At 45.2% G+C, this 26,019-nt stretch carries 27 protein-coding genes; 5 read left to right on the forward strand and 22 right to left on the reverse strand.

All coding sequences use genetic code 11. The annotated features are described in order from the left end of the window. Positions 1 to 36 precede the first annotated feature (36 nt). The 13 genes from Q0307_RS13985 to Q0307_RS14045 all read right to left on the reverse strand — a co-directional run bounded on the left by Q0307_RS13985 (position 37) and on the right by Q0307_RS14045 (position 11,562). On the reverse strand, positions 37 to 1,308 hold the full coding sequence (locus tag Q0307_RS13985; protein WP_298661444.1) for an ABC transporter substrate-binding protein: 1,272 nt from the start codon (positions 1,306 to 1,308) through the stop codon (positions 37 to 39). A gap of 219 nt (positions 1,309 to 1,527) precedes the next feature. After that, a complete protein-coding gene (yjgA, locus tag Q0307_RS13990; RefSeq protein WP_298661419.1) occupies positions 1,528 to 2,040 on the reverse strand; it encodes a ribosome biogenesis factor YjgA in 513 nt (170 codons plus the stop codon). Positions 2,041 to 2,148: 108 nt separating this feature from the next. Beyond that, positions 2,149 to 2,574 (reverse strand): F0F1 ATP synthase subunit epsilon, encoded by a 426-nt coding sequence (locus Q0307_RS13995; protein ID WP_298661445.1) that lies wholly within the window; start codon positions 2,572 to 2,574, stop codon positions 2,149 to 2,151. A 12-nt stretch (positions 2,575 to 2,586) separates the two neighbouring features. Continuing rightward, positions 2,587 to 3,963: a F0F1 ATP synthase subunit beta gene (gene atpD, locus Q0307_RS14000; RefSeq protein ID WP_298661420.1), complete on the reverse strand. Its 1,377-nt coding sequence runs from the start codon at positions 3,961 to 3,963 to the stop codon at positions 2,587 to 2,589. Between the two features lie 40 nt (positions 3,964 to 4,003). Next, complete coding sequence (gene atpG / locus Q0307_RS14005; RefSeq protein WP_298661422.1) at positions 4,004 to 4,861, reverse strand: F0F1 ATP synthase subunit gamma; 858 nt, start codon at positions 4,859 to 4,861, stop codon at positions 4,004 to 4,006. 15 nt (positions 4,862 to 4,876) lie between these two features. Further along, complete coding sequence (atpA, locus tag Q0307_RS14010) at positions 4,877 to 6,418, reverse strand: F0F1 ATP synthase subunit alpha (protein WP_298661423.1); 1,542 nt, start codon at positions 6,416 to 6,418, stop codon at positions 4,877 to 4,879. A 27-nt stretch (positions 6,419 to 6,445) separates the two neighbouring features. Beyond that, a complete protein-coding gene (locus Q0307_RS14015) occupies positions 6,446 to 6,982 on the reverse strand; it encodes a F0F1 ATP synthase subunit delta (RefSeq protein WP_298661424.1) in 537 nt (178 codons plus the stop codon). Positions 6,983 to 6,993: 11 nt separating this feature from the next. Next, entirely contained in the window at positions 6,994 to 7,464 is a 471-nt protein-coding gene (locus Q0307_RS14020; protein ID WP_298661425.1) for a F0F1 ATP synthase subunit B, read from the reverse strand. Between the two features lie 68 nt (positions 7,465 to 7,532). Continuing rightward, entirely contained in the window at positions 7,533 to 7,820 is a 288-nt protein-coding gene (gene atpE / locus Q0307_RS14025) for a F0F1 ATP synthase subunit C (protein ID WP_078924108.1), read from the reverse strand. A gap of 74 nt (positions 7,821 to 7,894) precedes the next feature. Then, a complete protein-coding gene (atpB, locus tag Q0307_RS14030; RefSeq protein ID WP_298661426.1) occupies positions 7,895 to 8,752 on the reverse strand; it encodes a F0F1 ATP synthase subunit A in 858 nt (285 codons plus the stop codon). Positions 8,753 to 8,794: 42 nt separating this feature from the next. Beyond that, complete coding sequence (locus tag Q0307_RS14035; RefSeq protein WP_298661427.1) at positions 8,795 to 9,157, reverse strand: ATP synthase subunit I; 363 nt, start codon at positions 9,155 to 9,157, stop codon at positions 8,795 to 8,797. A 621-nt stretch (positions 9,158 to 9,778) separates the two neighbouring features. Next, complete coding sequence (locus tag Q0307_RS14040; protein WP_298610079.1) at positions 9,779 to 10,525, reverse strand: LytTR family DNA-binding domain-containing protein; 747 nt, start codon at positions 10,523 to 10,525, stop codon at positions 9,779 to 9,781. Positions 10,526 to 10,530: 5 nt separating this feature from the next. Next, on the reverse strand, positions 10,531 to 11,562 hold the full coding sequence (locus Q0307_RS14045) for a histidine kinase (RefSeq protein ID WP_298661428.1): 1,032 nt from the start codon (positions 11,560 to 11,562) through the stop codon (positions 10,531 to 10,533). Between the two features lie 258 nt (positions 11,563 to 11,820). On the opposite strand from Q0307_RS14045, the gene argH reads away from it, so the two are divergent. Continuing rightward, positions 11,821 to 13,242 (forward strand): argininosuccinate lyase, encoded by a 1,422-nt coding sequence (gene argH, locus Q0307_RS14050; RefSeq protein WP_298661429.1) that lies wholly within the window; start codon positions 11,821 to 11,823, stop codon positions 13,240 to 13,242. Positions 13,243 to 13,290: 48 nt separating this feature from the next. Here argH and Q0307_RS14055 read toward each other — a convergent pair whose 3' ends face one another. The 5 genes from Q0307_RS14055 to yegQ all read right to left on the reverse strand — a co-directional run bounded on the left by Q0307_RS14055 (position 13,291) and on the right by yegQ (position 20,018). Then, positions 13,291 to 15,378 carry a hypothetical protein gene (locus Q0307_RS14055; protein ID WP_298661430.1) on the reverse strand — a complete coding sequence of 696 codons (2,088 nt, stop codon included), beginning with the start codon at positions 15,376 to 15,378 and terminating at the stop codon, positions 13,291 to 13,293. A 27-nt stretch (positions 15,379 to 15,405) separates the two neighbouring features. Next, complete coding sequence (locus tag Q0307_RS14060) at positions 15,406 to 16,833, reverse strand: aldehyde dehydrogenase family protein (RefSeq protein ID WP_298661431.1); 1,428 nt, start codon at positions 16,831 to 16,833, stop codon at positions 15,406 to 15,408. 96 nt (positions 16,834 to 16,929) lie between these two features. Then, positions 16,930 to 17,868 carry a helix-turn-helix domain-containing protein gene (locus Q0307_RS14065; protein WP_298661432.1) on the reverse strand — a complete coding sequence of 313 codons (939 nt, stop codon included), beginning with the start codon at positions 17,866 to 17,868 and terminating at the stop codon, positions 16,930 to 16,932. Positions 17,869 to 18,012: 144 nt separating this feature from the next. Beyond that, positions 18,013 to 18,588 carry a GDP-mannose pyrophosphatase NudK gene (gene nudK / locus Q0307_RS14070; RefSeq protein ID WP_298661433.1) on the reverse strand — a complete coding sequence of 192 codons (576 nt, stop codon included), beginning with the start codon at positions 18,586 to 18,588 and terminating at the stop codon, positions 18,013 to 18,015. A gap of 74 nt (positions 18,589 to 18,662) precedes the next feature. Further along, on the reverse strand, positions 18,663 to 20,018 hold the full coding sequence (gene yegQ / locus Q0307_RS14075; protein ID WP_298661434.1) for a tRNA 5-hydroxyuridine modification protein YegQ: 1,356 nt from the start codon (positions 20,016 to 20,018) through the stop codon (positions 18,663 to 18,665). A 77-nt stretch (positions 20,019 to 20,095) separates the two neighbouring features. On the opposite strand from yegQ, the gene Q0307_RS14080 reads away from it, so the two are divergent. Both Q0307_RS14080 and Q0307_RS14085 read left to right on the forward strand, forming a co-directional pair. Continuing rightward, positions 20,096 to 20,707, forward strand: a complete 612-nt coding sequence (locus Q0307_RS14080) for a Uma2 family endonuclease (protein WP_298661435.1) — start codon at positions 20,096 to 20,098, stop codon at positions 20,705 to 20,707. 91 nt (positions 20,708 to 20,798) lie between these two features. Further along, positions 20,799 to 21,989: an AAA family ATPase gene (locus Q0307_RS14085; RefSeq protein WP_298661436.1), complete on the forward strand. Its 1,191-nt coding sequence runs from the start codon at positions 20,799 to 20,801 to the stop codon at positions 21,987 to 21,989. A gap of 70 nt (positions 21,990 to 22,059) precedes the next feature. On the opposite strand, the gene Q0307_RS14090 is transcribed toward Q0307_RS14085, so the two are convergent. Further along, positions 22,060 to 23,217 carry a hypothetical protein gene (locus Q0307_RS14090; RefSeq protein WP_298661437.1) on the reverse strand — a complete coding sequence of 386 codons (1,158 nt, stop codon included), beginning with the start codon at positions 23,215 to 23,217 and terminating at the stop codon, positions 22,060 to 22,062. A 74-nt stretch (positions 23,218 to 23,291) separates the two neighbouring features. Further along, complete coding sequence (locus Q0307_RS14095; protein WP_298661438.1) at positions 23,292 to 23,873, reverse strand: thioredoxin family protein; 582 nt, start codon at positions 23,871 to 23,873, stop codon at positions 23,292 to 23,294. A 73-nt stretch (positions 23,874 to 23,946) separates the two neighbouring features. On the opposite strand from Q0307_RS14095, the gene Q0307_RS14100 reads away from it, so the two are divergent. Together Q0307_RS14100 and Q0307_RS14105 are read left to right on the forward strand one after the other, a co-directional pair. Beyond that, on the forward strand, positions 23,947 to 24,498 hold the full coding sequence (locus Q0307_RS14100; protein ID WP_298661439.1) for a chorismate lyase: 552 nt from the start codon (positions 23,947 to 23,949) through the stop codon (positions 24,496 to 24,498). Then, complete coding sequence (locus Q0307_RS14105) at positions 24,488 to 25,150, forward strand: class II aldolase/adducin family protein (protein ID WP_298661440.1); 663 nt, start codon at positions 24,488 to 24,490, stop codon at positions 25,148 to 25,150. The genes Q0307_RS14100 and Q0307_RS14105 overlap by 11 nt, the downstream gene beginning before the upstream one ends. On the opposite strand, the gene Q0307_RS14110 is transcribed toward Q0307_RS14105, so the two are convergent. Beyond that, entirely contained in the window at positions 25,147 to 25,704 is a 558-nt protein-coding gene (locus Q0307_RS14110) for a Uma2 family endonuclease (RefSeq protein ID WP_298661441.1), read from the reverse strand. The two genes, Q0307_RS14105 and Q0307_RS14110, sit on opposite strands and share 4 nt — an antisense overlap. Positions 25,705 to 25,730: 26 nt before the next feature. Then, the gene (locus Q0307_RS14115) at positions 25,731 to 25,976 is read right to left on the reverse strand and encodes a hypothetical protein (RefSeq protein ID WP_298661443.1); all 246 of its coding nucleotides are present in this window, start codon (positions 25,974 to 25,976) and stop codon (positions 25,731 to 25,733) included. Positions 25,977 to 26,019: the final 43 nt, after the last annotated feature.

A 26,019-nucleotide genomic window follows, 5' to 3' on the forward strand; every position in this document is an offset into this window, starting at 1 on the left:
CTAAGGCTTAGCAGCTTTTAGGGTTTGGAGGAGAACTTACCAACCTTTACCTTGTAATTCGGTTAAATCGGCTTCCAATACTTCGAGGTTTTCAGCAGCCGTGCCTTTACCGGATAAAGTCTCATGCACTGCAGACCAGAACTTGGAAGACACTTCGTTATATTTAACCTTAGTGGGTGCAGAGGGACGTGGCACCGCTTGTAAAAACACATCCTTCCAACGTGGAATAATCGGTTGCTTTTCTTTAATGTCCGCGTCGTCATATAAGGACATAATCGTTGGCAACTTAGAACCAATCAAAGCGTTCTGCTTTTGGGTTTCAGTGGAAGCTAAGAACTTCACTAAAGCAATCGCTGCGTCTTTATTCTTAGCATATTTAGAAACTGCTAAGTTCCAACCACCTAAAGTTGCGGCTGATTTGTCATTACCACCACCCATTGGCAGGGTTGTGACATCAAATTTGCCTTTAACCTTACTGTCGTCTGCTTCACCTAAACCATAAGCATAAGGCCAATTACGCATGAAGACGGCATTGCCAGTTTGCCAAACACCACGTGCTTCTTCTTCACCGTATGAGAGGACACCGGGAGGGGAAATATTATTTACCCAAGATTTAGCCAAATCTAAGGCAGCAACTGCTTTTGGATTATTGACAGAAATTTTTCCATCTGGCTCAACAATTTGACCACCGCCAAAGGATTTAACCCACTCTAAAGCATTACAGGTCAAACCTTCATAGGCATTACCTTGCCATACAAAGCCCCAAAGATCTTTACTGCCTTCCGCACGCTCAGCTTCTTGAACTTTTTTAGCGGTTTCAGTTAACTCTTCCCAAGTTTTGGGCACGCTGAGCTTATGCTTTTCTAACAAGTCTTTGCGATAGTAAAGGGCTGGTGCGTCAGTAAATAAGGGCATCGCGACCAATTTACCGTTAACAGTTTGTGATTCAACAATGGATGGGAAATGATCTTTGATAACATCTTTTGTGGCTTCGGTTAAATCTTCGAAGTTATCGGCTAACTGTGGTGCCCAAATAACATCGGTTTGATAAACGTCCACATCAGCGTTACCAGCTGACAGCCATAAACGGTATTGAGCGAATTGATCCGTGGTCGAAGAAGGCATAGGTACTACTTTGACCGTATTACCCGTTTCTTTTTCCCAAGGTTTCACCAGCTCTTTAAAGACCTCGATGTCTTTACCAACTGCACCAGAAACAAAATTGACTTCAACTGCATAGGCAGAAATAGAAGTCAGAGAAACAGCCAACACTGACGCCAGGATGGCTTTCTTAATAGGATTATGCATTAAAGTCACGATCTATCTCCTCCAAAAGATCAACGATACATAGAAAACAAACTAAGTAGGCACTTTGGTAAGTATTTTTCAACCTAACCAAAGCGCTTTGAATTTTTATAAAAATACACCTGTCCTAACGTAAAAGCAATGATCTTATTACAGGTTTAATGTAAAGACATAAGTTTAGAAGAGTATAGCTTAACGCTAACTACTATTAGTAGCCCTAAACTACTGTGTCTCAACCAAACTACGTAGATATTGAAAGAGTTCACGACTGCTCTTAGGTGGCTTATTGGCGGCATATTCCTTACGCGCGTTACGCACTAAGCCGCGGAGATGTTGCATATCAAGCGTTGGATAAGCTGCAAGCAATTCCTCTAAGACTGAATCATCCACCAATAATTGATCCCGCCAACGCTCCAAGCGATGAAAAACAGCCAAGTGCGCTTTACTACTAAACTCCCATTCCGCGAATTTAGCTTGAATGGGTTCAAGCTCTACTTGGCGCATCAGCTTACCGATATATTGCCGCTGTCGACGCAAGGCACCGTGATTATTTAAACGCTTAGCTTCTAATACAGCATCTTCTAGCCGCTCGGGTAAATCCAACTGTTTAAGTTGCTCAGGGCGCAATTCAATCAGCTTCTCACCCAGTGCCTGAGCTGCTTCTGCCTCACGTTTATCGTGACTACGACTGACATAGTCATCATCTTCGTCAATGGGGTGGTAATAACCGGCCATATTTTCCCTTCTACTGCTATGGACTGAACTTATGCTAATGAATTTTTTAGAAAAAAACAAAAAGGCTCCCAAGGGAGCCTTTTCACTAGTAAGGGTTTAAGTCGAAACTTAGTGACCGCGTACTTTACCAATATGATGGAGCATTTCCATCTGCGCTTTAGCCGCTTCCAGCTCAGCCTGAATTGCCTCGTAATCGAGGTCAGCAGGATCTTTGCCTTGTAGCGCATCATGCGCACGCTTCATCGCATCTTGAGCGGCTTGTGCATCCAAATCTTCTGCACGCATACCCGTATCAGCGAGCACCGTGATTAGAGTCGGCTGCACCTCTAGCACACCACCAGAGACGAACAACGAAGTGGTACCTTCAGCAGTGGTATATTTCAACTCACCCGCACGTAACGTCGAGATCAGCTGCGTGTGTTTAGGATAAATACCTAAATCACCCATCGCACCCGGAGCAATCACTTTTTCTACCAAACCAGAGAAAAGCTTTTGCTCAGCGGTGACTACTTCCAATTGAATTGTCGATGCCATCATGCCCTCCTATTAGAGCTTTTTGGCCTTCTCGACCGCTTCCTCAATTGACCCCACCATATAGAAGGCGTTTTCTGGTAAGTGGTCATACTCACCGTTCAGGATGCCTTTGAAGCTAGCCAAAGTTTCTTTCAGGGTAACGTATTTACCCGGAGAACCTGTAAAGACCTCCGCAACGAAGAACGGTTGTGACAAGAAACGTTGGATACGACGAGCACGGCCAACTACTTTCTTATCATCTTCAGACAATTCGTCCATACCTAGGATGGCGATAATGTCTTTCAGTTCTTTATAGCGTTGCAGGATACCCTGTACGCCACGCGCAGTCTCATAGTGTTCTTTACCAACGACGAGTGGGTCTAACATCCGTGAGGTAGAATCCAATGGATCCACCGCAGGATAAATACCTAACTCAGCAATGTTACGCGACAATACTAAAGTCGCATCCAAGTGCGCGAAAGTCGTTGCCGGAGATGGGTCAGTTAAGTCATCTGCAGGAACGTAAACTGCTTGGAAGGAAGTGATCGAACCGTTTTTGGTAGAAGTGATCCGCTCTTGCAGAACGCCCATCTCTTCCGCCAAGGTTGGTTGGTAACCTACCGCAGAAGGCATACGACCTAACAGGGCTGATACTTCAGTACCCGCCAAGGTATAGCGATAAATATTGTCAACGAACATCAGAACGTCACGACCTTCATCACGGAAATATTCCGCCATCGTTAAGCCGGTTAAAGCTACGCGCAGACGGTTGCCGGGTGGTTCGTTCATCTGACCGTAAACCAGCGCTACTTTATCGATAACGCCGCCTTCAGTCATCTCGTGATAGAAGTCATTCCCTTCACGAGTCCGTTCACCAACCCCTGCGAAGACCGACAAACCAGAGTGTTGCTTTGCAATGTTGTTGATCAGCTCCATCAGGGTAACGGTTTTACCAACACCCGCACCACCGAACAGACCGATTTTACCACCCTTAGCAATTGGCATAATCAAGTCGATAACTTTAATGCCTGTTTCAAGGATATCGATACCGCCTGCTTGATCGGCATAAGCTGGCGGATCACGGTGGATTGGCCATTTTTGCTCATGCACGATATCACCAGCTTTATCAACTGGATTACCTAGAATATCCATGACGCGCCCTAAAGTACCGTGACCGACTGGTACGGAGATAGGAGCACCTGTGTTGTCAACTTTCATACCGCGCTTAAGGCCGTCTGAAGCCCCCATCGCGATCGTGCGCACAACGCCATCACCCAACTGTTGTTGGACTTCCAGAGTTAAACCCTGATCGGCAACTGTCAGCGCATCGTAAACAGCCGGCACGGCATTACGTGGGAACTCCACGTCGACAACCGCGCCGATAACTTCAACGATACTTCCAGTACTCATTGATAGTACCTCTTAAAAAATGATAATTCCGTAAACAGCGTTAGACAGCCGCCGCACCACCGACAATCTCAGAGATCTCTTGCGTAATCGCCGCTTGACGTGCCTTGTTGTACACCAGTTTCAAATCATTGATCATCTTACCAGCATTGTCAGAGGCGCTTTTCATCGCCACCATCCGCGCTGCCATTTCGCAGGCAACATTTTCGACAACACCTTGATAAATCAAGGATTCAATATAGCGTTGCATCAAGGCGTCAATGACCCCTTTTGACTCAGGCTCATAAATGTAGTCCCAATAGTGACTCATGCCTTCATCTTTAATCGGCGCGATTGGGATGAGCTGAGTCACCTGTGGTCGCTGCGTCATACTATTGATGAATTCATTTTCCACCATGTAGAGACGATCAATCTTGCCTTCGGCATATGCATCGAGCATAACCTTAATCGTACCCACCATATCCGCAATTTTAGGAGTATCACCCATATGAGTTTTTTGGGCGGCTAAACCATAACGACGGAACGCGTTCGCTGCTTTATTGCCAAACACAGCGATGTCAACTTCGACCCCTTGTGCTTTCCACTTAGCAATATCTTGCAACGCAGTTTTGAAGAGGTTGACGTTTAAGCCACCACACAACCCACGATCTGTGGAGATGATGATGTAACCAACTCTCTTCACTGTTGGACGTTCAATTGTATAAGGATGCTTATACTCCAAATGCCCATTAGCAACGTGGCCAACTACGGCACGCATTTTTTGAGCATACGGACGGCTAGCATTCATGCGATCTTGTGCACGACGCATCTTGGATGCCGCAACCATTTCCATCGCTTTGGTGATCTTTCGAGTATTTTGGATACTCTTGATCTGTGTGCGTATCTCTTTAGCACCTGCCATGGGACTTACCTCCCATTACCAAGTGTTAGTAGACTTGAACGTTTCAAGAGCCTTACGCATAGCGCCAGCGATTTCATCGTTGTAATCACCTTTTACGTTAATCTTATCCAGAAGCTCTTTCTGGGAAGAACGCAAGTAACTCAACATAGCTGCTTCAAAATCAACAACTTTCTTCACATCTACGTCGTCTAAAAAGCCTTCGTTTGCTGCGAATAAAGAGAATGCCATTTCAGCTACAGACAACGGCGCAAACTGAGGCTGTTTCATCAGTTCAGTAACCCGCTGACCGCGTGCTAATTGTTTACGGGTACCTTCGTCCAGATCAGAAGCAAACTGCGAGAACGCAGCCAACTCACGATATTGAGCGAGGTCAAGACGAACACCACCACCCAGCTTTTTGATGATCTTAGTTTGTGCCGAACCACCCACCCGAGATACTGACAAACCCGCGTTAATCGCAGGACGAATACCCGCATTGAATAAGTCGGTTTCTAAGAAAATCTGACCGTCAGTGATCGAAATAACGTTTGTCGGAACGAAGGCAGAAACGTCACCCGCTTGAGTTTCAATGATTGGCAATGCGGTCAAAGAACCGGTCTTACCCGTCACAGCACCCTTGGTGTACTCTTCAACGTAAGCAGCATTAACACGCGAAGCGCGTTCGAGCAAACGTGAGTGCAAATAGAAAACGTCCCCTGGATAAGCTTCACGACCTGGTGGACGACGCAACAACAGCGATACTTGGCGATAAGCCCAAGCTTGCTTAGTTAAGTCATCATAAACGATCAGTGCATCTTCACCGCGGTCACGGAAGTACTCGCCCATTGAGCAACCAGAATAAGGAGCAAGGTATTGCATAGACGCAGGGTCAGATGCCGTTGCTGCCACTACTGTGGTGTACTCCATTGCGCCATGTTCTTCCAGCTTACGGACAACGTTGGCTACCGTAGAAGCTTTCTGACCAATCGCAACGTAAATACATTTTACGTCTTTACCTTTTTGGTTAATGATGGTATCGACTGCAACAGCAGTTTTACCCGTTTGGCGGTCACCAATGATCAACTCACGCTGGCCGCGACCTACAGGAACCATCGCGTCTAACGCTTTGATACCCGTTTGGAGTGGTTGGTCAACTGATTTACGGTCGATAACACCAGGAGCGATTTGCTCAACAGGTGAGAAGCCATCATTTTCAACAGGGCCTTTACCATCAATGGGGTTACCTAGTGAGTCGACCACACGACCTAATAGGCCACGACCGACTGGAACTTCCAAAATACGGCCTGTACATTTTACTGTGTCGCCTTCAGTGATACCTTTGTAGTCACCTAATACGACCGCACCGACAGAATCACGCTCTAGGTTCAGCGCTAATCCATAAGCGCCATTCGAGAATTCGATCATCTCACCAGACATTACGTCGCCTAATCCATGCAGGCGCACGATACCGTCTGTTACAGAGACAACAGTACCCTCAGTACGTGCTTCAGCACTCGCTTCGAAGCTGCTGATGCGCTTCTTAATCAGCTCACTGATTTCAGTTGGGTTAAGTTGCATGTGCTATTCCTCAGTTATCGGCTTGGCTTAGCGAGCCAAAGCCGCCTTCATATCTTTCAGCCTGCTTTGGATAGAGCCGTCAATGACTAAATCGCCAGCACGAATGATCGCGCCACCCATTAAAGAAGGGTCAATTTTGGTCACTAACTTAACTTCACGTCCCAAGCGTTTCTGGAGCGCCGCAGCAATAGCTTGCTGCTGGTCATCAGTCATTTCCATCGCAGAGGTTATTTCCGCATCAACTGCACCTTCTGCCTCAGCTTTGAATTGTTCAAAGAGAGTGGCAATTTCAGGTAACAATACAAAACGGTCATTATCCGCTAGTACCTTGAGCAAATTCCCACCTTGAGCATCAATCGCAGAACCCGCGATATCTGCAAAGGCTTGCGCTTTTTGCTCTTTGGTCATACGAGGATGACTCAGCAAGGAAGCAGAACCTTCTGCCGCGACTACCGCAGACATAGCGGCTAGTTGCGCCGACCATTGCGGCAACACACCAGCGTCCTGCGCCATCTCAAATACCGCTTTGGCATAAGGACGGGCAGCGGTTGTCAATTCAGACATGGTTCACCACCTTAGATTTGCGCGGTCAGCTCATCCAATGCTTTCGCATGGGCTTTTGGATTGATTTCTTTACCAAGAATCTTCTCAGCACCAGCCAAGGCCAGTGAAGAAACCTGTTGACGTAAACTTTCACGAGCACGAGAAACTTCTTGCTCGATTTCAGCTTGGGCAGCCGCTTTTACACGATTTGCCTCTTCAACAGCAGCATTCTTGGCTTCATCAACGATTTCACCAGCACGCTTTTGCGCTTGGGAAATAATCTCTGCAGCCTCTACCTTCGCTTGCTTTAGCTCATCATCAATTTTTTGACGAGCAGCTTCTTGCTCTTGCTGACCTTTCTCAGCAGCAGCAAGACCTTCAGCAACTTTCTGGCGACGCTTATCCAGGACATCGTTCAGCGGTCCCCACATGTACTTCTGGACTAACCAGATCATGATCGAGAATGCTAAGACCTGGGCAATCAGTGTCAGAGTAATGTTCACGTTACCTTTCTCCTGCTTTTAAATTAAAGCCACCGTTCACACGGGGTTTCAACACACTATCAACTGGCTTACATAGCCCCGATAGCAGAAGCAGCAGCACCAACGAATGGGTTTGCGAACAAGAACCACATAGCAAACGCTAAGATAATGAACGGGAATGATTCCATCAGACCAGCGAAAATGAACATATTAGTCATTAATTGAGGACGTAGCTCAGGTTGACGTGCGATCCCTTCCAAAGTTTTCGCGCAAATCAAACCCCAGCCAATTGCAGAGCCTAAACCTGCTGCAGCGAGGATCACGCCAACACCTACTGCGGTGTATGCATAGATCATAGCAATCAGTTCAGCATTCATTTTCCAGTCTCCTAAAAATTACCAAAAGTTAAATTAAAAATCGAAAAGCCTACAAACCATTAAAAGCAGGATGATCAATGATCATCTGCTGTAGCATCTGCCATTCCTAAGTAAACGATGGTCAGCACCATGAAAATGAATGCTTGCAACGTAATGACTAATAAGTGGAATAACAGCCAAGCCAAATCCAACAAAACTTGCATTGGAAACCAAATGAACAAGCCAAAACTAAAGCCTGCACCTAAGGTCAATAATGCGATTAACAGAAATACCAACTCACCCGCAAATAAGTTGCCGAATAACCGTAGGCCAAGACTCAAAGGCTTAGCTAGCTCTTCGATAGTGGTCATAACAACATTGACCGGGATGAAGTATTTTCCAAATGGGTGGAATAAGAACAGTTTCAAGTAGCCAATTGGGCCTTTGCTTTTGAAGTTATAAGCAAGAATCAAGACGAATACGCATAACGCCAAACCTAAGGTGGTGTCTAGATTCGTGGTTGGGACTACTTTTAAGTAAACATGATGAGGATCAGCCCCAAAAATACCTAAAATACCTGTCCATAAAGAGGGTAAAAGATCAACCGGTAACAAGTCCATCGTGTTCATCGCTAGGACCCAAGTGAACACTGTCAAAGCCAGAGGCCCAATCAGTTTATCCGGATGAGGGAAGACGTTTTTAATTTGGTCATTCACAAACTCCACTACCATTTCAGCAGCACTTTGGAGTCTACTTGGATTTTCCAAACTCAGATTTTCGCCAATTTTCTTAGCGATGAAGATCAATAACCCGCCGAGCAGAGCACTAAAGATAATGACGTCTAGATGTAGCACATTGAAGTCTGCAATAGACTTCGGCTGGCTAGTACTCCAGTTTGTCAAATGGTGCTGAATATACGCGACGGGATCGGCTGCTTGCGCACTTTCGCTCACACTTTTACCCCACGACCAAAGTTAATAAACTTTTTTCTGCCTTCATGCTTGCCCTGCCTTCTGGCTAGGGCCCAATGCAAAGGCGTAGCCTAGTTGCGTTACAATAAAGGAACCTATTAGTGGAATCGGGGTCAATTTCAAGAGACCTAAGCCGATTACTAAAGCAACTAGAACAAAAACGAAGCGTCCGACCGCACTTAGATATAGCAACATCATGCTACGTTTTGGGTCAAAGTTGGCGTCTCCTCCTACTTTACCCATGCGCCGAGACAGTAAATATGTATTAGCAAGAGCAATTGCACCACCATAAAGTGCAGGTAGCACAGCACGTTCACCCTGTAAGTAGAAAGCAATAGCAGCACACACTACTATCAGGACGAATTGTATGGTCAGTATGTTGCGCATCTGCATCTCTGGAGGGGCAGTCTATCCCCTTGCTTTCCAAATCCCGGCGGGAGTATAAACACATACTAATATACGGTCAACTCTAGGTCGCCAAACCAGCGACCGCTCACCCATCGCGTGGGCATAACTTCCTGAAGCTGCCTACAAAAATTATGTCGACATTATCCACTAATTTACAAAAGCTGCAATGGTTATCAGCAACTTAAAATCAAATTATCTGAACAAAATATGAAGAGCAAGTTTGCTTGTATTTTTCTAAGAAATACGCAAAGTTAGTACCAAATTGACGCTATTTCTTGTGAAGGGATGGCTAATTCACCCCTCTAACTTATGCTTAAGTAGTATTTTGGTCTGCATTCTTTTTGCATCTTGACTAGACAATCGTATGCGATTCAATTGTTCAACTGTCGACAATTAAGAAAAGCAATGCTTAAAGCTACTTATTAAGAGAGTCACTAAGTATAATAAAAATAACTAGTTTTTGTCTGCAAAAAGACTATAGAGATGCTTTGCAAGGGAAGAGAAAATCTTAGCTATTTTTGGGGTAGATTAACAGCTCTAAACTGTTAGGTGGGAGTAAACCGGCAGTACTGTCAGCAACAGCACTGCCAAAGATAGAGCTTAGCGGCCACGAACGAAGCGGCGAACCTCAGCTAAATGGCGACGGCTAACTTCTAACTGGTCACGTACTTTATCTAAAGTAATCTGTGTACGACCCACATCAGACTTAGTTAAACCAGTGATACGACTTTTCGCGACTAAAGCATTGCGATGAATACGGATAAAACGATCAGCTAGATCGGTTTCTAAAGACTTCAGCGATTCTTCAATAATCACTTCCCCACCATTATGGCGAACAGTGACATATTTTTGATCCGCTTGGAAATAGACAACATCCTCAATTGGAATCAATTCCAAATTGCCACGCATACGCGCGCAGATATGCTTACGGGATGAACGTTGACCACCGGTGCGTTGCTCTAACATCTCTAAGCGTTGAGCACGGTTAAGCGAGCGGGCTTGTTCCAGACTTTGTAATAATTGTTCTTGTCTTATTGGTTTCATAAGATACCCTGTTGCTTTTGTTGAAAAGGCTTCTAAAGCATATTCACCATACGCTGTGGTAAATATGACGGCTGGGGGCATATCCATGCCTGAAATATGTCTAGCGGCTTCTAGCCCGTCCATGCCGGGCATAGTGATATCCATTAAGACAATATCAGGTTGAAAACGCTCCACCATCACCACTGCCTCCGCCCCGTTTTCGGCTTCAGCACAAACATCGTAATCCGCGTACCGATCAATCAAGCCTTTGATTCTTTCGCGGGCATATTCTTCGTCATCTACAACCAAAATCTTAATCGACATTATTATTACTCCTTGGGGATGGAAAAGGAGACGCGGTACTGCTGGGGAGTTTTTTGTATTTGCAGATTAGCGCGATCTCCATACGCGAGATGCAGTCGTTTTTGCATGTTTTCTTGGGCTATGTGGTTACCCTTTTGATGCGAGCTGGCGCCACTAGGTGAGAGTGGATTGGTGACCGATACTGCTAGATGACTACCCGCATCATATAAACTAATCCCTAGTGTCCCCCCCTCTTTACGGGGTTGTATCCCATGATAAATGGCGTTTTCCACCAAGGGTTGTAAGATTAAAGGCAGAATCTGCATGTCAAACGGTAGAGTATTCCGATCCATATCCCAGACGACCGTCAAGCGACGTTTACCTAAGCGTAGCCCTTCCATCCGCAGATAACGCATCGTCACATCCAATTCTTCTTGTAGACTGATACGATTCCGTCTATCTAAGGTAGTACGCATAATATCCGCCAAATCTAGAATCGCCTCTTCAGCTTGCACTGGATCTTTATGCACCAAATGCGCCACTGTGTTTAAGCTATTAAAGAGAAAATGAGGACGCATCCGTGATTGCAGAGCCTCATATTTCGCATGCGAATCAGCCTCGACAGAAGCCTCCCATTGACCTTGTACATATAGATAACGCAGAACCACTAAACTCAGTACAACACTAATCACTATATTTTTTAAGAAATACAGTGCTACTCCTCCCCCCAACTCATCTAAGCTATGATTTTTAATCAGAAATAGGCCGATGACTGAGGCAAACAGAGTAAAGACCAAGACCACACCTGTAATAATAGCAGTGGCTATTTTGTTTGAAGCAGGTGTGTAAAAACGCTGAATTAGGCATAAGACTAAGACTGAAGCTAAACTAACCCAAAGGATGAATAAAGCATTCAAGCCTAGCTTCACCAAAAACTCATGCACATCGTCTGCAGCCGCTAAGGCTAAAATAATTGCCAAAAACAAAGCAGCCGCTACGATTCGTAGTAGAGGTTGAGAGCCACAAATATTAGGTAAATAACCAAGCGTTTTGCTCATCGATAAAGACATTCTATTCTTTTTAGCTCTTGTCTTTTTCAAACTCATCAAGGGCTGACTGGCCTGAAAATTAAGACAGGATTTAGTTAATTGTTATTTTTATAATTTCCCAGATCGCAACTTACGATCGAGCTTTCATATCATACTATAGCTCAGCGGCTTGCTGATTGCTGAAGGCTTTTCTCGATTCTTCCATAAGGAAGGAATAAACTTCAAGTTTTTCCGCTTAACTGACTAAAACTTAACGAAACTGCGCTCATGACAGCTCAAAATCACAGCAAACTCACTTATTCACCGGCCACCAAAAATCAAGCTTGGGGCGGACGCTTTACTGAATCCACGGATGCTTTCGTCGCTGAATTTACCGCCTCTATTCAATTTGATCAGCGTTTATACCAACATGATCTCGCTGGCTCACGTGCGCATGCACGCATGCTGAATAAAGTGGGCATTCTTTCCACAGATGATCTAGAAGCCATCTTATCTGGCTTAGACCAAATCGAAGCTGAAATTGAAGCAGGCCAGTTCGAGTGGCAAATTGCGCTCGAAGATATTCATATGAATATCGAAGCGCGCCTCACTGACCGGATCGGCATTGCAGGTAAACGCCTACACACCGGACGTTCGCGCAATGATCAAGTTGCGACTGACATCCGTTTATGGTTGCGCGATCAAATTGATCATATCGCCCATGAAATTCGCCGCCTACAAACCGGCTTAGTTGCAGTCGCTGAGCGCGAAGCCGACACTATCCTCCCCGGTTTTACCCATTTACAAGTTGCGCAACCGATTACTTTCGGGCATCACATGCTGGCGTGGTTTGAAATGCTGGAGCGTGATTATGAGCGTCTGTTGGACTGCCGTAAGCGGGTAAACATAATGCCCTTGGGTGCTGCTGCTCTAGCGGGTACTACTTATCCGATTGATCGTCATTACAGTGCTGAGTTATTAGGTTTTGAACGCCCTGCACGTAATTCCTTAGATGCGGTGAGTGATCGTGATTTTGCGATTGAGTTTACTTCGGTGGCTGCCCTCCTCCTGATGCACTTATCGCGCTTCTCGGAAGAGCTGATTTTATGGACTTCCGCGCAATTTGATTTTATTCGCTTACCAGATCGTTTCTGCACTGGCTCTTCGATTATGCCGCAAAAGAAAAATCCGGATGTGCCGGAATTAGTACGTGGCAAAAGTGGGCGCGTGTTCGGGCATTTGATGGGCTTGCTCACTTTAATGAAAAGCCAACCACTCGCTTACAATAAAGATAATCAAGAAGATAAAGAGCCACTGTTTGATACCGTCGATACAGTACTCGGCTGCTTGCGTGCGTTTGGCGACATGATGCCACATGTACAAACTAAACCAGAAAAAATGCGTCGTGCTGCTATGCAGGGTTTCTCTACTGCGACTGATTTAGCCGATTATTTAGTGCGTAAAGGTTTACCTTTCCGTGATGCACATGAAGTCGTCGGTAGTGCGGTTGCTTTAGGTGTGAAGATGGGGCGAGATTTAAGCGAAATGACGTTACAAGAGTTACAAGCCTTTTCGTCTATGATTGAGGAAGATATATTTAAGGTATTAACGCTAGAAGGTTCAGTCGCAGCACGGGATCATTTGGGTGGCACTGCACCGAATCAGGTTAAATTGCAGATTGCGGCGGCTAAAGCACTTATAAGTCAATAAATTTAAAGGGCTAAGCATTAATCTAGTGCTTAGCCCAAACACTTATATTTACTCCTTCGGCTTCCGCAAAGTCATCGCTGGATTATGGCTAAAGAAGTTATACGGCATCAGATGCACCGTTTTCCACTCTGTAGTCATCACCGGCCAATCCTCCATGCGTGGGGTATGATGGAAACCAGCCGTAAACCAAGTCACCACATCTTTATTAGCAATATTCCGATTGGCTTTTACCCACTCAGCTAAAGTATCCGAACCATCACTGGCAAAAGCATATTTGCCACCGGCATAACGCTGAGTCGGGTCATACAGGGTATTCCACACACTATATTCGACATAAGCATTGCGCTTCATGGGTGGGTCATTCTCAAAATCGAAGGGACTATAGGCCACATTACCATGATGAATCATATAGCTCGGATTATGCCCCAGTGGCCCCTGCTTATTCATATTCATCACATGGAACATTTGCGGCTTAAGTGCACTGATTTTAAAACGCCCGTCCATTTCATTAGTGACCGGTGTATGCGTGAGATTCCAAAGCGAGCGTCGTGGTACATCCGCAGGTGGCTCTTCTTTGACTAAATCCATCACCATGAAGGTATTGTCTTGCCCGTCAATATCAAAATCCATGCGGAAATTGAAGAAATGATCATGATTTGCAGCCACCAAATTTGGCGCAATCAACATACCATGCGCCGTATCCACTTTAGCCGTCGGATCATTCATATTAGTGGAGGCGACACCTTTGACTGCATCCAAACCAGACGCTCCAACCATAATGTAAATGTCGCCATTTTGCCGGAAGCGATAATCAATCAAATAGTCATAGTTACCCACTTCAGAAGCAGTACGCACGACTAACTCCGTATCAGGTCGACCTTCGGCGGGTACAGGCTTTTCTGGTGTTTGCGCAAAGACTTCAAAATGCCGCCATGCAGGATCACCAATATTACGCTCGAACACACAAACGGCATTCGGGATTTCGAGTGGATTACCATTATCATCATGAATTAAAGCTGGCAAAAAGGTGGCATATTTCGGGCAATCAATCCCAGCCGTGAGTGGACTCAAAAATAAGCCAAAGCCATATTCACCACTATCCATATAGGTGCGCCAATACCAGCCTTTACTGGGATCCATGTACGGCACGAAGACTTCAGATAGATGTGCTTGATACAACACGGAGCGCCAATCTTTACCATCACTCACCTTAATATCGGATACCACCATGCCTGGACGCTTATCGATCCGATAACGGAACTTCCAAATATCCCAACTAATCTCGCTCCCATTAATGTTGTAATTCGGCTTACCCGCTTGAGTTAATACCGCAGGATTGGTTTCAGGACGCAAAGGGGCTCGCTTGGCAATTTCATCTTCAGTGTAACCCCAATCATCATTGGGAACAGGCACTACAGCCTCATCTTCAATACGAATCACTTTGCTTTCACGCAAATCCACCACCGCATATAAACCCTCGATGGGCTTAGCATAGAAATTGGAGCTAGTCGTTGGTTTGACATAGCAAGGCACTTTCATCAAGCGTTTGCCTTTGTCTTCTTCAAGCATGAAATTGCCTGCAGTCAATGGTAAGCAGAAGACTTCCTCCGCTTTCACATTGCGCTTAGCGAGCGCCTTAACAAAATCTTCATGCTTGAGTACCACATCCATCGCCGAAATAAATTCGGTAAAAGTCACCATCGTTTCTTTATCGAGAGTTTTAGTACTTTCAACTTTTTTATTCGTTAGATCAACAATAGCTTCTTGCACCCCTTTGTCAGTGGTGAATTGCGCCAGTGCGCGGCGGGTAACAGGGGTTTTCTCCGCTTGCCACTTTAAAACCTCAGCTTTATCCGGCTCCACCAGCTCAATTAAGGGATATAAACTTTTATCGGTTGCGCCACCACTGGTCTTTAAAAGATTAGTTATTTGTTTATACTCATCCACCGTTAGGCCATCTTGTGGGCTAAGAATCGCAGTGGTCTCAGCCGGTTTAGTAGCTTCTGTTTTGGCCGTTTCGACAGCAGGTGCAACCTCAGCCTTTTTAGTTTCGGTGCTAGCAGGGGATTCCGCGCCAACTGTGCCATGCGCCAAGACTAAAGCAATACTCAAGGATAACGCCTTGAATGCTTTCATATTCTCTCCTCCTCGTGTGTCAGTCGTTTAAGCTAAAGCCTTATTGATACTAATAATTTTCGGTTGTGTCACCGCTTTTAAACCATCTACCCCGAACTCTACTCCAAAGCCAGATTGTTTAATCCCACCAAAGGGAACCATTGGGTGAATTGTCCCATGCTGATTAATCCACACGGTTCCAGCTTGCATCCGATTAGCGACTTCACGGGCTTGCTCAGGATTGCTAGACCACACCGAAGCACCTAAGCCCACCTCGACGGCATTCGCCATCTGAATCGCTTCATCGAGATTACTAAATTTCACAATCGGCAATACTGGACCAAATTGCTCCTCCTGAACTAGACGTGCAGCGTTATCAATTTGGGTCACTAAAGTAATTGGGAAAAAATTACCTGCACCTTGCATGGCAGCACCACCACAAACAAAGTTTGCAGCCTGCTGTTTAGCATCTTCGACCAAATCAACGATTTTGTTGAACTGCATCCGGTTTTGCACGGGTCCTAGCACAACTCCCTCTTCCAAGCCATTGCCCATCGGCATAGCGGCTGCGAGTTTATTCAACTCCTCAACTACGGCATCATGCACTGCTTCATGCACATAGAGGCGCTTAATGCAGGCGCAGGTTTGCCCCATATTAATAAATGAACCCCAGAACAAACCTTGAGCAATTTTGGCAGGATCGACATCAGGTAAGACAATCGCCGCATCATTCCCACCTAACTCCAAAGTGACACGCGCATAATTTTTCGCAGAAGCTTGAATGATTTTCGCACCAGTAGACGATGAACCGGTGAACATAATCTTGTCCACACCTAGTGCAGAACTGAGCCAACCCCCGACTTCACCGCTACCGGAAACCGAATTGAGAACACCCGCTGGTAACACTGTATTGAGTAAACGCACCATTTCTAGGGTACAAATCGAGGTATATTCTGACGGCTTAATCACCACCGTATTGCCTGTACGTAAGGACGGCATAATTTGCCAAGTCGCAATGAGAAGCGGCCAATTCCAAGGTGCAATCGCTGCCACTACTCCAATCGGAGTACGGTGAATTTCATCGCGGCGGGTATCATCTTCAAACGCAATTTCGACGGGCAATTCGAGGCTAGCGGGTACTTGCGTCCAGCCAATACAGCCTTGAATTTCAAATACAGAACCGGGGCCAGCCAGCGGCTTACCCTGCTCTTGAGTAACAAGCTTGGCAAGATAATCGAGATTGTCCTCCAGCACTTTCGCCATTTGCATTAAATAGCCTTTGCGCTCTTCATCACTTAAAGCTGCCCATGCTGGTTGTACCGCTTTAGCCGCTGCGACGGCAGCTTGAACTTGCTCTTGAGTAGAACTGGGAACTAAACCTAAGACTTCGCCCGTAGCGGGATTATAGGATTCAAAAGTGGCTGCAGATGTAATGGCTTGTCCATTACAGGTATTCGTGTAGATGATGACGCTCATAAACTCCTCCTGATTATGATTGCTGCTTAGCATTTCATAGCTCAGGTGAAAAATCTTGGTAGGCTGCGCCAAAGTTTATGCAGTTAGCGCCAAAATTTAGGAAGCGGAGGTAGCTCCATAGTATTTAGGAGAAACACCGTATTGTTTTTTAAACAAACGATTGAGCGTCGATATATCCCCAAACCCGTGTTCATAAGCAAGTGCTGCGATTTGCAGCTTACCCCCTTGTCGCTGAGTCGCTTCAAGGCGTTTAGTAAAACGTTGCAGGCGAATTTGTTGAATCATTTCTGTACATTGCAAACCCGCTTCAGCCAATAGGCGTTGAATAGTACGGGTGGATAAACCAGACAGCTCCGCTAAGCGTACTACATTAAAGCCATCCTCCAAAGCATGCTCATGCAACAAAGCAATCAGATGCTGTAAAGCCTTTTGGTTAGCGGCTAACTCCTCTGCATTATCCGCGCGGGCAAACTGTGCACACAGCAACTCCAACAGACTATTAGATAAATGCACTTGAGCAGGACTATGCTCAGGCGTATTGACCAGCATTTTCACATGCGCATTGATCAACTGACCATAATCACTTTGCGCACTAATTAAGGTTGCTGGATCAAAGCGCACTTGTGGATGGTTTTGATGCAACAGTTCACGCGGCAAATGTAAGGATAATTGGCGAGTGTTGAGGCTGGAATCGTAGCTAAAAGTACTGGGTTGCAAGGAATCAATCAGAGTCATATCCCCTTGCTCACGTAACACAGCGCGGGATTTACCCTGCTGTAACTCTGCATGCCCTGCCAAGTGAATAATCAGAAAATAATAGGCATGCCCGTCTTGAGCAATATCGCGATAATTACGTACAATTTGCTGAGCGTTATGCTGTACTAGCGCAAAATCAGCCTTCCCTTTTCGCACTACCTCCACATGCCCTAAAATACTGGACGCTTCAGTCACCGTGCGAAAATGACCACACACCGCTTGCAGCTCAGACTGCCACTGCATCGGCTCTAAAATTTTGAGCGGTTTAGCTAACTGCATGGGTGCTTACCTACGCGAGTGAATAGAAATGTCTTCTCGCTAGCTTAACTAGTAACTTTGATATTACTCGGTTTTTTTCTTTATTGTCGATTGTGCCACTGACTGGCTAGGGATGACTGTTTTTATCGTTCTCAATCATCATGTTTAGAACAAATGTAAAGCAGCATATTGCAGCAATATAATGGTTTTACCATCCTGAATCTCACCCGTTTTGACCATTGCAAGGGCTTGCTGAAACGGTAATTCTAAAACTTCAATATCTTCGCCTTCGCTGACAACCCCTCCGCCATGGTTAAGCTTATCTTTAGCTTGATAGGCTGCTATATAGAAATAGAGCTTTTCCGTGACTGAACCCGGACTCATATACGCTTCAAACACTTTTTCAATCGCTTGCACTTGATAGCCGGTTTCTTCTTCAGCCTCCAAACGAATCCGCTCTTCAGGGCTGGCTTGGTCTAATAAACCTGCTGCAGTTTCAATCAATAAGCCACTCTCTAAACCATTGCTAAACGCTGGAAAACGAAATTGCCGAGTCAGCACCACGGTTTGCTGTGCTAAGTTATACAGCAGAATCGTCGCTCCATTGCCACGGTCATAAACCTCACGACTTTGTGTCTGCCATTCGCCATTATTGCGCTGGTAGTCAAAGGTCGCTTTGCGTAGCACATACCAATTATCAGACAGCACCTCGATGCTATGAATTTTTACACGATCACTCATGCTTTTATCCCTTTTAATGGCTTATTCAAAAAACAAGGGCTTAAGTTGTTAAGCCCTTATCCTCAAATAGCAAACTAGATAAACCGACTAATCAATACTTTATCAGTATGTAAATTCGGCACAGGAATCTTCACAAAATGCCCACTACCGGGGGCAACTTCAATGGGTTCACCATGTTTATTACGCATCGCTTCCAAAGTAAATTCCTGATTCTGCCCGTTGGGTACGATCAGCTCCAAACGATCACCGACTGCAAAGCGATTTTTCACTTCCACATCCATCCAGCCATTCGCTGCATCATAACTCGTCATTTCCGCCACGAACTGCTGTTGATGGGATTGCGACGCGCCATAGATATAGTTCTGGTATTCATGGGTATGGTGACGCTCGTAGAAACCATTGGTATAACCGCGATTCGCTAAGTTCTCCAAAACCCCTAATAATTTATCATCGAAAGGCTTACCCGCAACCGCATCATCAATCGCTTGGCGATAGGCTTGCGCAGTACGTGCCGCATAATAATGCGATTTGGTACGCCCTTCGATTTTCAGGCTATCCACCCCGATTTCACATAAGCGTTGCACATGCTCAACGGCGCGTAAATCTTTGGAGTTCATAATATAAGTGCCGTGTTCGTCTTCCATCACCGGCAATAATTCACCCGGACGACTAGCCTCTTCCAAGAAATACACCCGATCCGCTAAAGGATGGCGCTCTTGATTGCCACAATCGGCTGTACTCGCCACTTTATTGAACACATCCATCGACAGCACGGCCTCACGCGGCACGATAGTACCATCCGGCGTTTCAGCAGCTTCAGAGGTTTTGTATTCCCAGCGACAGGAATTAGTACAAGTCCCTTGGTTGGGATCACGGTGATTAAAATAGCCCGACAACAAACAGCGCCCTGAATAGGCAATGCACAAAGCGCCATGCACGAACACTTCCAGCTCCATATCGGGGCATTCTTGGCGGATTTCGGCGATCTCATCCAAAGACAACTCGCGCGACAAAATAATCCGCTTCACACCAAGCTTTTGCCAAAACTTCACACTAGCGTAATTCACCGTGTTCATCTGCACCGATAAATGAATTACTGCTTCGGGAAAAGCTTCACGCACCATCATAATCAAACCGGGGTCTGCCATAATCAGCGCATCGGGCTGCATGTGAATCACTGGCTCAATATCGCGCAAGAAGGTTTTAACCTTGGAGTTATGCGGCATAGTATTAGCAGCGACGAAAAACTGCTTGCCCAAAGCATGCGCCTCACGAATACCGGTGGCGAGTACATCATTCTGAAAATCATTATTGCGCACGCGCAGGCTATAACGCGGTTGCCCCGCATACACCGCATCCGCCCCATAAGCAAAGGCATAGTGCATATTCTTCAAAGTACCCGCAGGTGCGAGTAATTCCGGCTTTTTCATGTTAGTTCCTTAACCAGATTGCAGGTCTAGTTGTTGGGAGTTGGAGATGGGAGGTATTCTAGCGGCTTTGGGAGACTATGACTAATAGTGCTAAACTAGGCAGTAATAACCTTGGAGTTTTCAATATGGGTGCGCTACCACAAACCAATTATGTTTCCCCTGAGGACTATTTACGCCTAGAAAATGATCGAGCTGATGACGGCACACGCTGCGAATACAATAATGGGCAGATTTATGCAATGGCGGGCGCGAGCCGTAATCACAATTTACTTTCAGGTGCTTTGTTTGTACGACTTTATACGCATTTAAGCAATACTCGCTGCCAAGTCTTTCAATCCGATATGAAGGTCGCTATCGAAACTTTGGGTGATATGCGCTTTTATTATCCTGATGTACAAGTAAGCTGCGAAGACGAAACCGATACTTATGCGAATAAATCACCTTGCTTAATTATTGAAGTTTTATCAGTGAGTACCGTGCAAAAAGATCGGTCAGAAAAGCTCAGTGGTTATCGACTGATTCCAGCTTTGCAAGAGTATGTGTTGTGTTCGCAAGACTCGCCTTATGTGGAGATTTATCGGCGGCGCAATGAGTGGAAGTTGGAGTATTTTACAACGGGGCAGGTTGTACGTTTGGAATCGGTAGGTTTAGATCTGAGTGTGGATGAGCTGTATCACTTCCTAAAATGAGAAGAAAGCCCTATTTTCTATAAAATAAAAATACTAACAATAACCAAATTACTCTAAACTCTACTTTATGGCTTAGAGAGTAAACCCGATTATGATCCCCAGCATTCTACGCCAAGCTTCAGCTTTCATTCTGGCTCGCCCGCAACCAAGTTATCAACGTTTCTTGCATCAAAAAATTGATTTCAAAGAAGCTTTAATTGGCATAAAAGGGGCGCGGGGTTGCGGTAAAACTACGCTGTTACTACAACACGCGGCGGCGGCTAAGCTTGAGCCTGCACAAGTGCTGTATATTGCTTGCGATCATCCTGCGATGGTAGATCTGAGTTTGTATGAATTGGCGCAGACCTTTTACCAAGAAGGCGGGCAACTATTACTATTAGACGAAATTCATAAGATCAAAAATTTTGCAAATCACCTCAAAGCCATTCGCGATACTTTTGACTTACAAGTCATTTTTTCAGGCTCTTCTGCTTTGCGGATAGAACATGAGTTAGGCGATTTATCACGGCGTGCGGTGGTTTATGATCTGCCAGTATTGTCTTTACGCGAGTTTATGGAGATTGAAACAGGGCAACCATTTGACTCTATAAGCTTGCCAGAACTATTAGAACAACATAGTAATCTAGCGCAGCAGATAATGCGTCAAGTTCGACCGATTGAGCAATTTAAAAAATACTTAACCTACGGTGCTTACCCTTTTTATCGTGAGTCTTTGGATAACTACTCACGCAAGTTATTAGAAGTGATTAATCAGACCATTGACTCTGATTTAGCAGGTATTTATTCGATTGAAACTAGCAAGATTGATAAATTAAAAAAATTGCTCTATATGCTGTGTAGCACTGATCCCGTCGAGCTGAATATTTCCAAACTGAGTGCAACGGTTGGCACATCTTGGGCAACCTTAGCGAAATATTTAGAGCGGATGCAAGCAGGTCATCTCATTCATATAGTGCGTGCTGGTTCTGGCATGCGCACGGTAAATAAACCAGATAAACTACTCTTAGATAATACGAATCTATTTCAAGTACTCTGTGCTACACCCCATAGCGGCTCCTTACGTGAAACCTTTTTCGTTTCTCAACTGAGCTATCAACATCAAGTCCATTACCATGATCAAGGCGATTTTAGCGTCGATGAGCAATGGATTTTTGAAATTGGTGGCGCGAATAAAAGCCTTAAACAACTCAAAGGACAAGCACAAAGTTATGCAGCTCTGGATGATATGGTAGTAGGTGATGGGCGGCGCGTGCCTTTGTGGATGTTTGGGATGTTGTATTAACTCTTAACCAGACTCCAATACTTCTCGATTGGAATCAAGGTTAAGAGATTATTTCACCCACCGAAGATATCTAGTTCTGCTTTTTTAGTTTTTCACGGCAAATAGGCAACATAGTTTGATTCCAACGTTTCTCGTAAGTACGTATCCTTTGTAAGGATTGTCGCATCAATCGCTCATGACGTTGTATAGCCTGTGAGTTTGGATTATTGCTTAAATCAACATTACCCCACAGACCCGCATACAAATCATCACGTCCTTCAAGCATACGAATGGGGCAAACCTTAGCTAATTTCTCAGCTTCTTCCTGATCAATATTCCCTTCTTCAATGCCATACGAGACCACTCGCGGTCTGAAGTTTTTAGGTGGTGCACCTGGCCCAAACCAATCACCCACCATTACCCATTTCATACCCAGAAAATAAGTTTGCTGTTGGCGAATCGCGTTCTGTACGTCAAGCTCCACATTTTTCTGACGCATCGCCTGTGCCAGTCGAATCTGATAAATTGCCTTTTGCAAATCACTTTGGGTATTGGAACGTGGCTCAATAAAGGGAGCTTCATCTAAAATAAATACAGTATTACCGATAGCCTTATGGGTGGGCTTCACTGGAGGAATACGGTTAATATCAGGAGCACCACTTAGGCGTTTACACTCTGCATACATCACGCTATTCCAACGACTAACATATTCAGCCAAAACCTGTTGATATAGCTTGATCATTTTAGTGGGAAAGGAAGAACTCATTGATGAGGGGATTAGCTGTTGCCCCCTAGGCATGGGTGCTTCCTTATTTTGAATTTTAATCACGAGTGCTGTATTAATATATTCATACTCATTTTCACCTTCAACCACTCGCCACTGATGACAAACCTTATCGACAGCACTTGAGACTGCATTATCAAACATGACATTGGCTGGTTGATAGCTTGCTTGTTGAGCCTGTGTCATTTTGGCATTCGTTCGTAGCAAGTAAAGTTGACCAAGCTTAATGGAGCTTTGTGCATCTAATTCAGGTAAACCCCGCTTTAAACTAACTAATAAACGAATATAGTAGGTATCTAACTCACGAATAGTTACCAAGCTAGCGACGGGTTCACGCTCTGGAGGCTGGGATACAATTAATAATTTATCGCCCTTAAAGACTGGCATAGGTCTGTAAACTTCAGCTAAAGCATTAGTTGAATAGAACATGACAAAGAACAAGAAGCTATTTAAAATAAACCGCATAAGACCAATCCTTTTTAGAAAAGGATTAGTTTAGTCTATTTCTAATCAAGAATGAATTTAACCCTTACCAAGGATTAGCGACCAAAATACCCCGGCTCATTCCCCGCCTTCCACTTAATATTACACCCCAAAGAAGCCACCTGATTCTCTGGCGCAGCCATACCTGCCAATAAACTATCCACAGCATCACGCATATCTTTTCCAGTCACCGGCACATCGTTTCGTGGGCGTGCATCATCAAATTGACCGCGATAATAAAGCAGGTGATTCGCATCGAATAAAAAGAAATCTGGCGTACAAGCCGCTTGATAAGCTTTGGCAACTTGCTGAGTTTCGTCAAATAAATACGGAAAGGTATACGGTACGTCCTTCACTTGCTGTCGCATTTTTTCCGGGCTGTCATCAGGATAATTCGCCACATCATTCGCATTGATCGCTACCACCGCAACCCCCTTCGCTTGATATTCTGCAGCCATACCTGCAAATACAGTTTGGATATGCAGTACATAAGGACAATGATTGCAAATAAAGGCTACTAATAGTGGCTGGCCTTGAAAATCTTTAAGTGCCACCGTTTTGCCGGTCGCGGGCTCGGGTAAAGAAAAGCCCGGTGCTGATGTACCCAGTGCTAGCATGGTTGAGGGCGTGCGTGCCATAAGAAATCCTTGATTACTCTGAATGACACGCCAATTATAATACGCGATTCATCACACTGCTATTTAATGGCTCATGCACGACTTATTCACCCCTTATTGGCAAACCACTCTGCCTCCAACAGCCAGTTGGCAAGTCCCTTGGCTAGTCGCAACGGGCTCTCTTACTCAGAGCTTGCAGCAAGTTTGTCAGCAGGCCTTTCAGGTACAGGTGCTACAGCATGAGTTCATCGCTGCACCGGCATTTATCTGTGAGGATTTGATGATTCAACCCACGGAGCACGTTTTGCAGCGCCAAGTCTTGCTGTGTGATGGTGATAAACCTTTAGTGTTTGCCTGCTCGCTTTTGCCTGAAGCGGCTTTACAGGGGCGCTATCAAGCCTTACGCGAACTAGGTAGTCGTCCGCTGGGACATTGGATTTTTTCTGAGCCGATTTTAAAGCGCCAAACTATGTTATTTGCAGAACTACCCAGCCAAGCAGCGTTATTTAAAAACCTAAACAAACTCACTGAAACGAGTTTACTAGGGCGAAAAACCTTATTTGTCGGTGCAGATAAACCGTTATTAGTCAGTGAATTTTTCTTACCCGCTTTAAAAGCACACTCAGGTGAACAACATGGAGTTTGAAGAATATCAATTACGCCAAGCAATTATTGAGCAATGTTTATGGATGAATGCACAGGGTTTAAATCAAGGCAGCTCAGGGAATATTTCAGCGCGCTATAAGGATCAATTGCTTATCACTCCCACCGCAATGGCTTATGCAGCGATGCGTCCAGAAATGCTGGCAGCTATTTCTCTAGAGGATAACGCTGAATGGCAGGGTTCCCATCAACCGTCGAGCGAATGGCGTTTTCATTATGATTTAATGCGTGCCCGCCCTGAAGTCGGCGCTATCGTGCATACGCATTCGACTTATGCCACCAGTTTGGCCCTCACCCGCCGGGCTATTCCTGCGGTACATTATATGATTGCTTTATTTGGTGGAAATGATGTGCGCTGTGCCGAATACGCCACTTATGGCACACAAGCTTTATCTAATCATATTTTAGCGGCGATGCAGGAGCGCAAGGCTTGCCTACTCGCCAATCATGGCATGCTAGTGGCTGGCGAAACCCTCACTAAAGCCATGTGGCTAGCGAGTGAATTAGAGACCTTAGCGCAACAGTATTATCACGCTTTACAATTGGGCGATGTGGTGATTTTAACGGATGAGCAAATGGCGGAAGTGCACACGAAACTTGCCAACTATGGTCTTGGGCAAACTACAGAAAACTAGCCTAGCCCTGCGTACAGCTCTTGAATACCCAGCTTCACGCCCAAAGCCGTCAAACTTAAAGCATCTGTCGGATTAGTGTGAACTTGTAAATGCCATTCATCTCGGCCTAAGCGATGGTAGTGCTCAACCAATACCCTATCAGGGTCGACTAACAAATAATCTTGTAAGCCTAAAATACTCCGATAATGGGCAAACTTTCCACCCCGATCATAATCGCAAGTGCTGGGTGAAAGCACCTCAATAATCACCCTAGGATTGAGCAAAGTCCGCTCATTATCTGTTAGTTCTGGCTCACCACAATAAACGGAAACATCTGGATAAGTATCCAAGCCAGAAGGTGTATGCACACGCATATCACTATTCATCGGCTGGCAGGATTTGCCATGTAAGGCTAACGCTAAACGGGTGTAAATATTCCCAGCCACCCGCGCATGGCGAAACGTACCACCCGCCATTGCAAAGGCTTGGCCTGCATAATATTCATGCTTTAATTCACCTTGGTTTTCTAAACTAAGATAATCTTCGCGGCTTAATTGAACGCTAGGTTGTAACATGTATTTACTCTTTAAGTTTAGAAAGTCTAAAACAACATACTCTTGATTTCAGCTTCAGTCAGTCCTGTCACAGCAGCAATCATTTTTAAATCTAAACCATTAGCCTGCATCCCTTGAGCCATTTTTATAATCGCTTTTTGTTCGCCTTCTGCTCGGCCTTTGGCCATTCCAAGCTGTTCTCCCGCTTCCAAACCTTGAACCCAACCTTCTTGATGCGCAGTATCATAGGAGTTTTTTAAATCACGTTGACATCCTCCCCGCCCTTGCGGCATAAGTATCTACACAAATTGTCGGACGGTTTTTTTCAGGCCGTCC

Origin of the sequence: uncultured Thiothrix sp., from assembly GCF_937873765.1 — a bacterium.
In the GTDB taxonomy this organism is placed as follows: Bacteria; Pseudomonadota; Gammaproteobacteria; order Thiotrichales; family Thiotrichaceae; genus Thiolinea.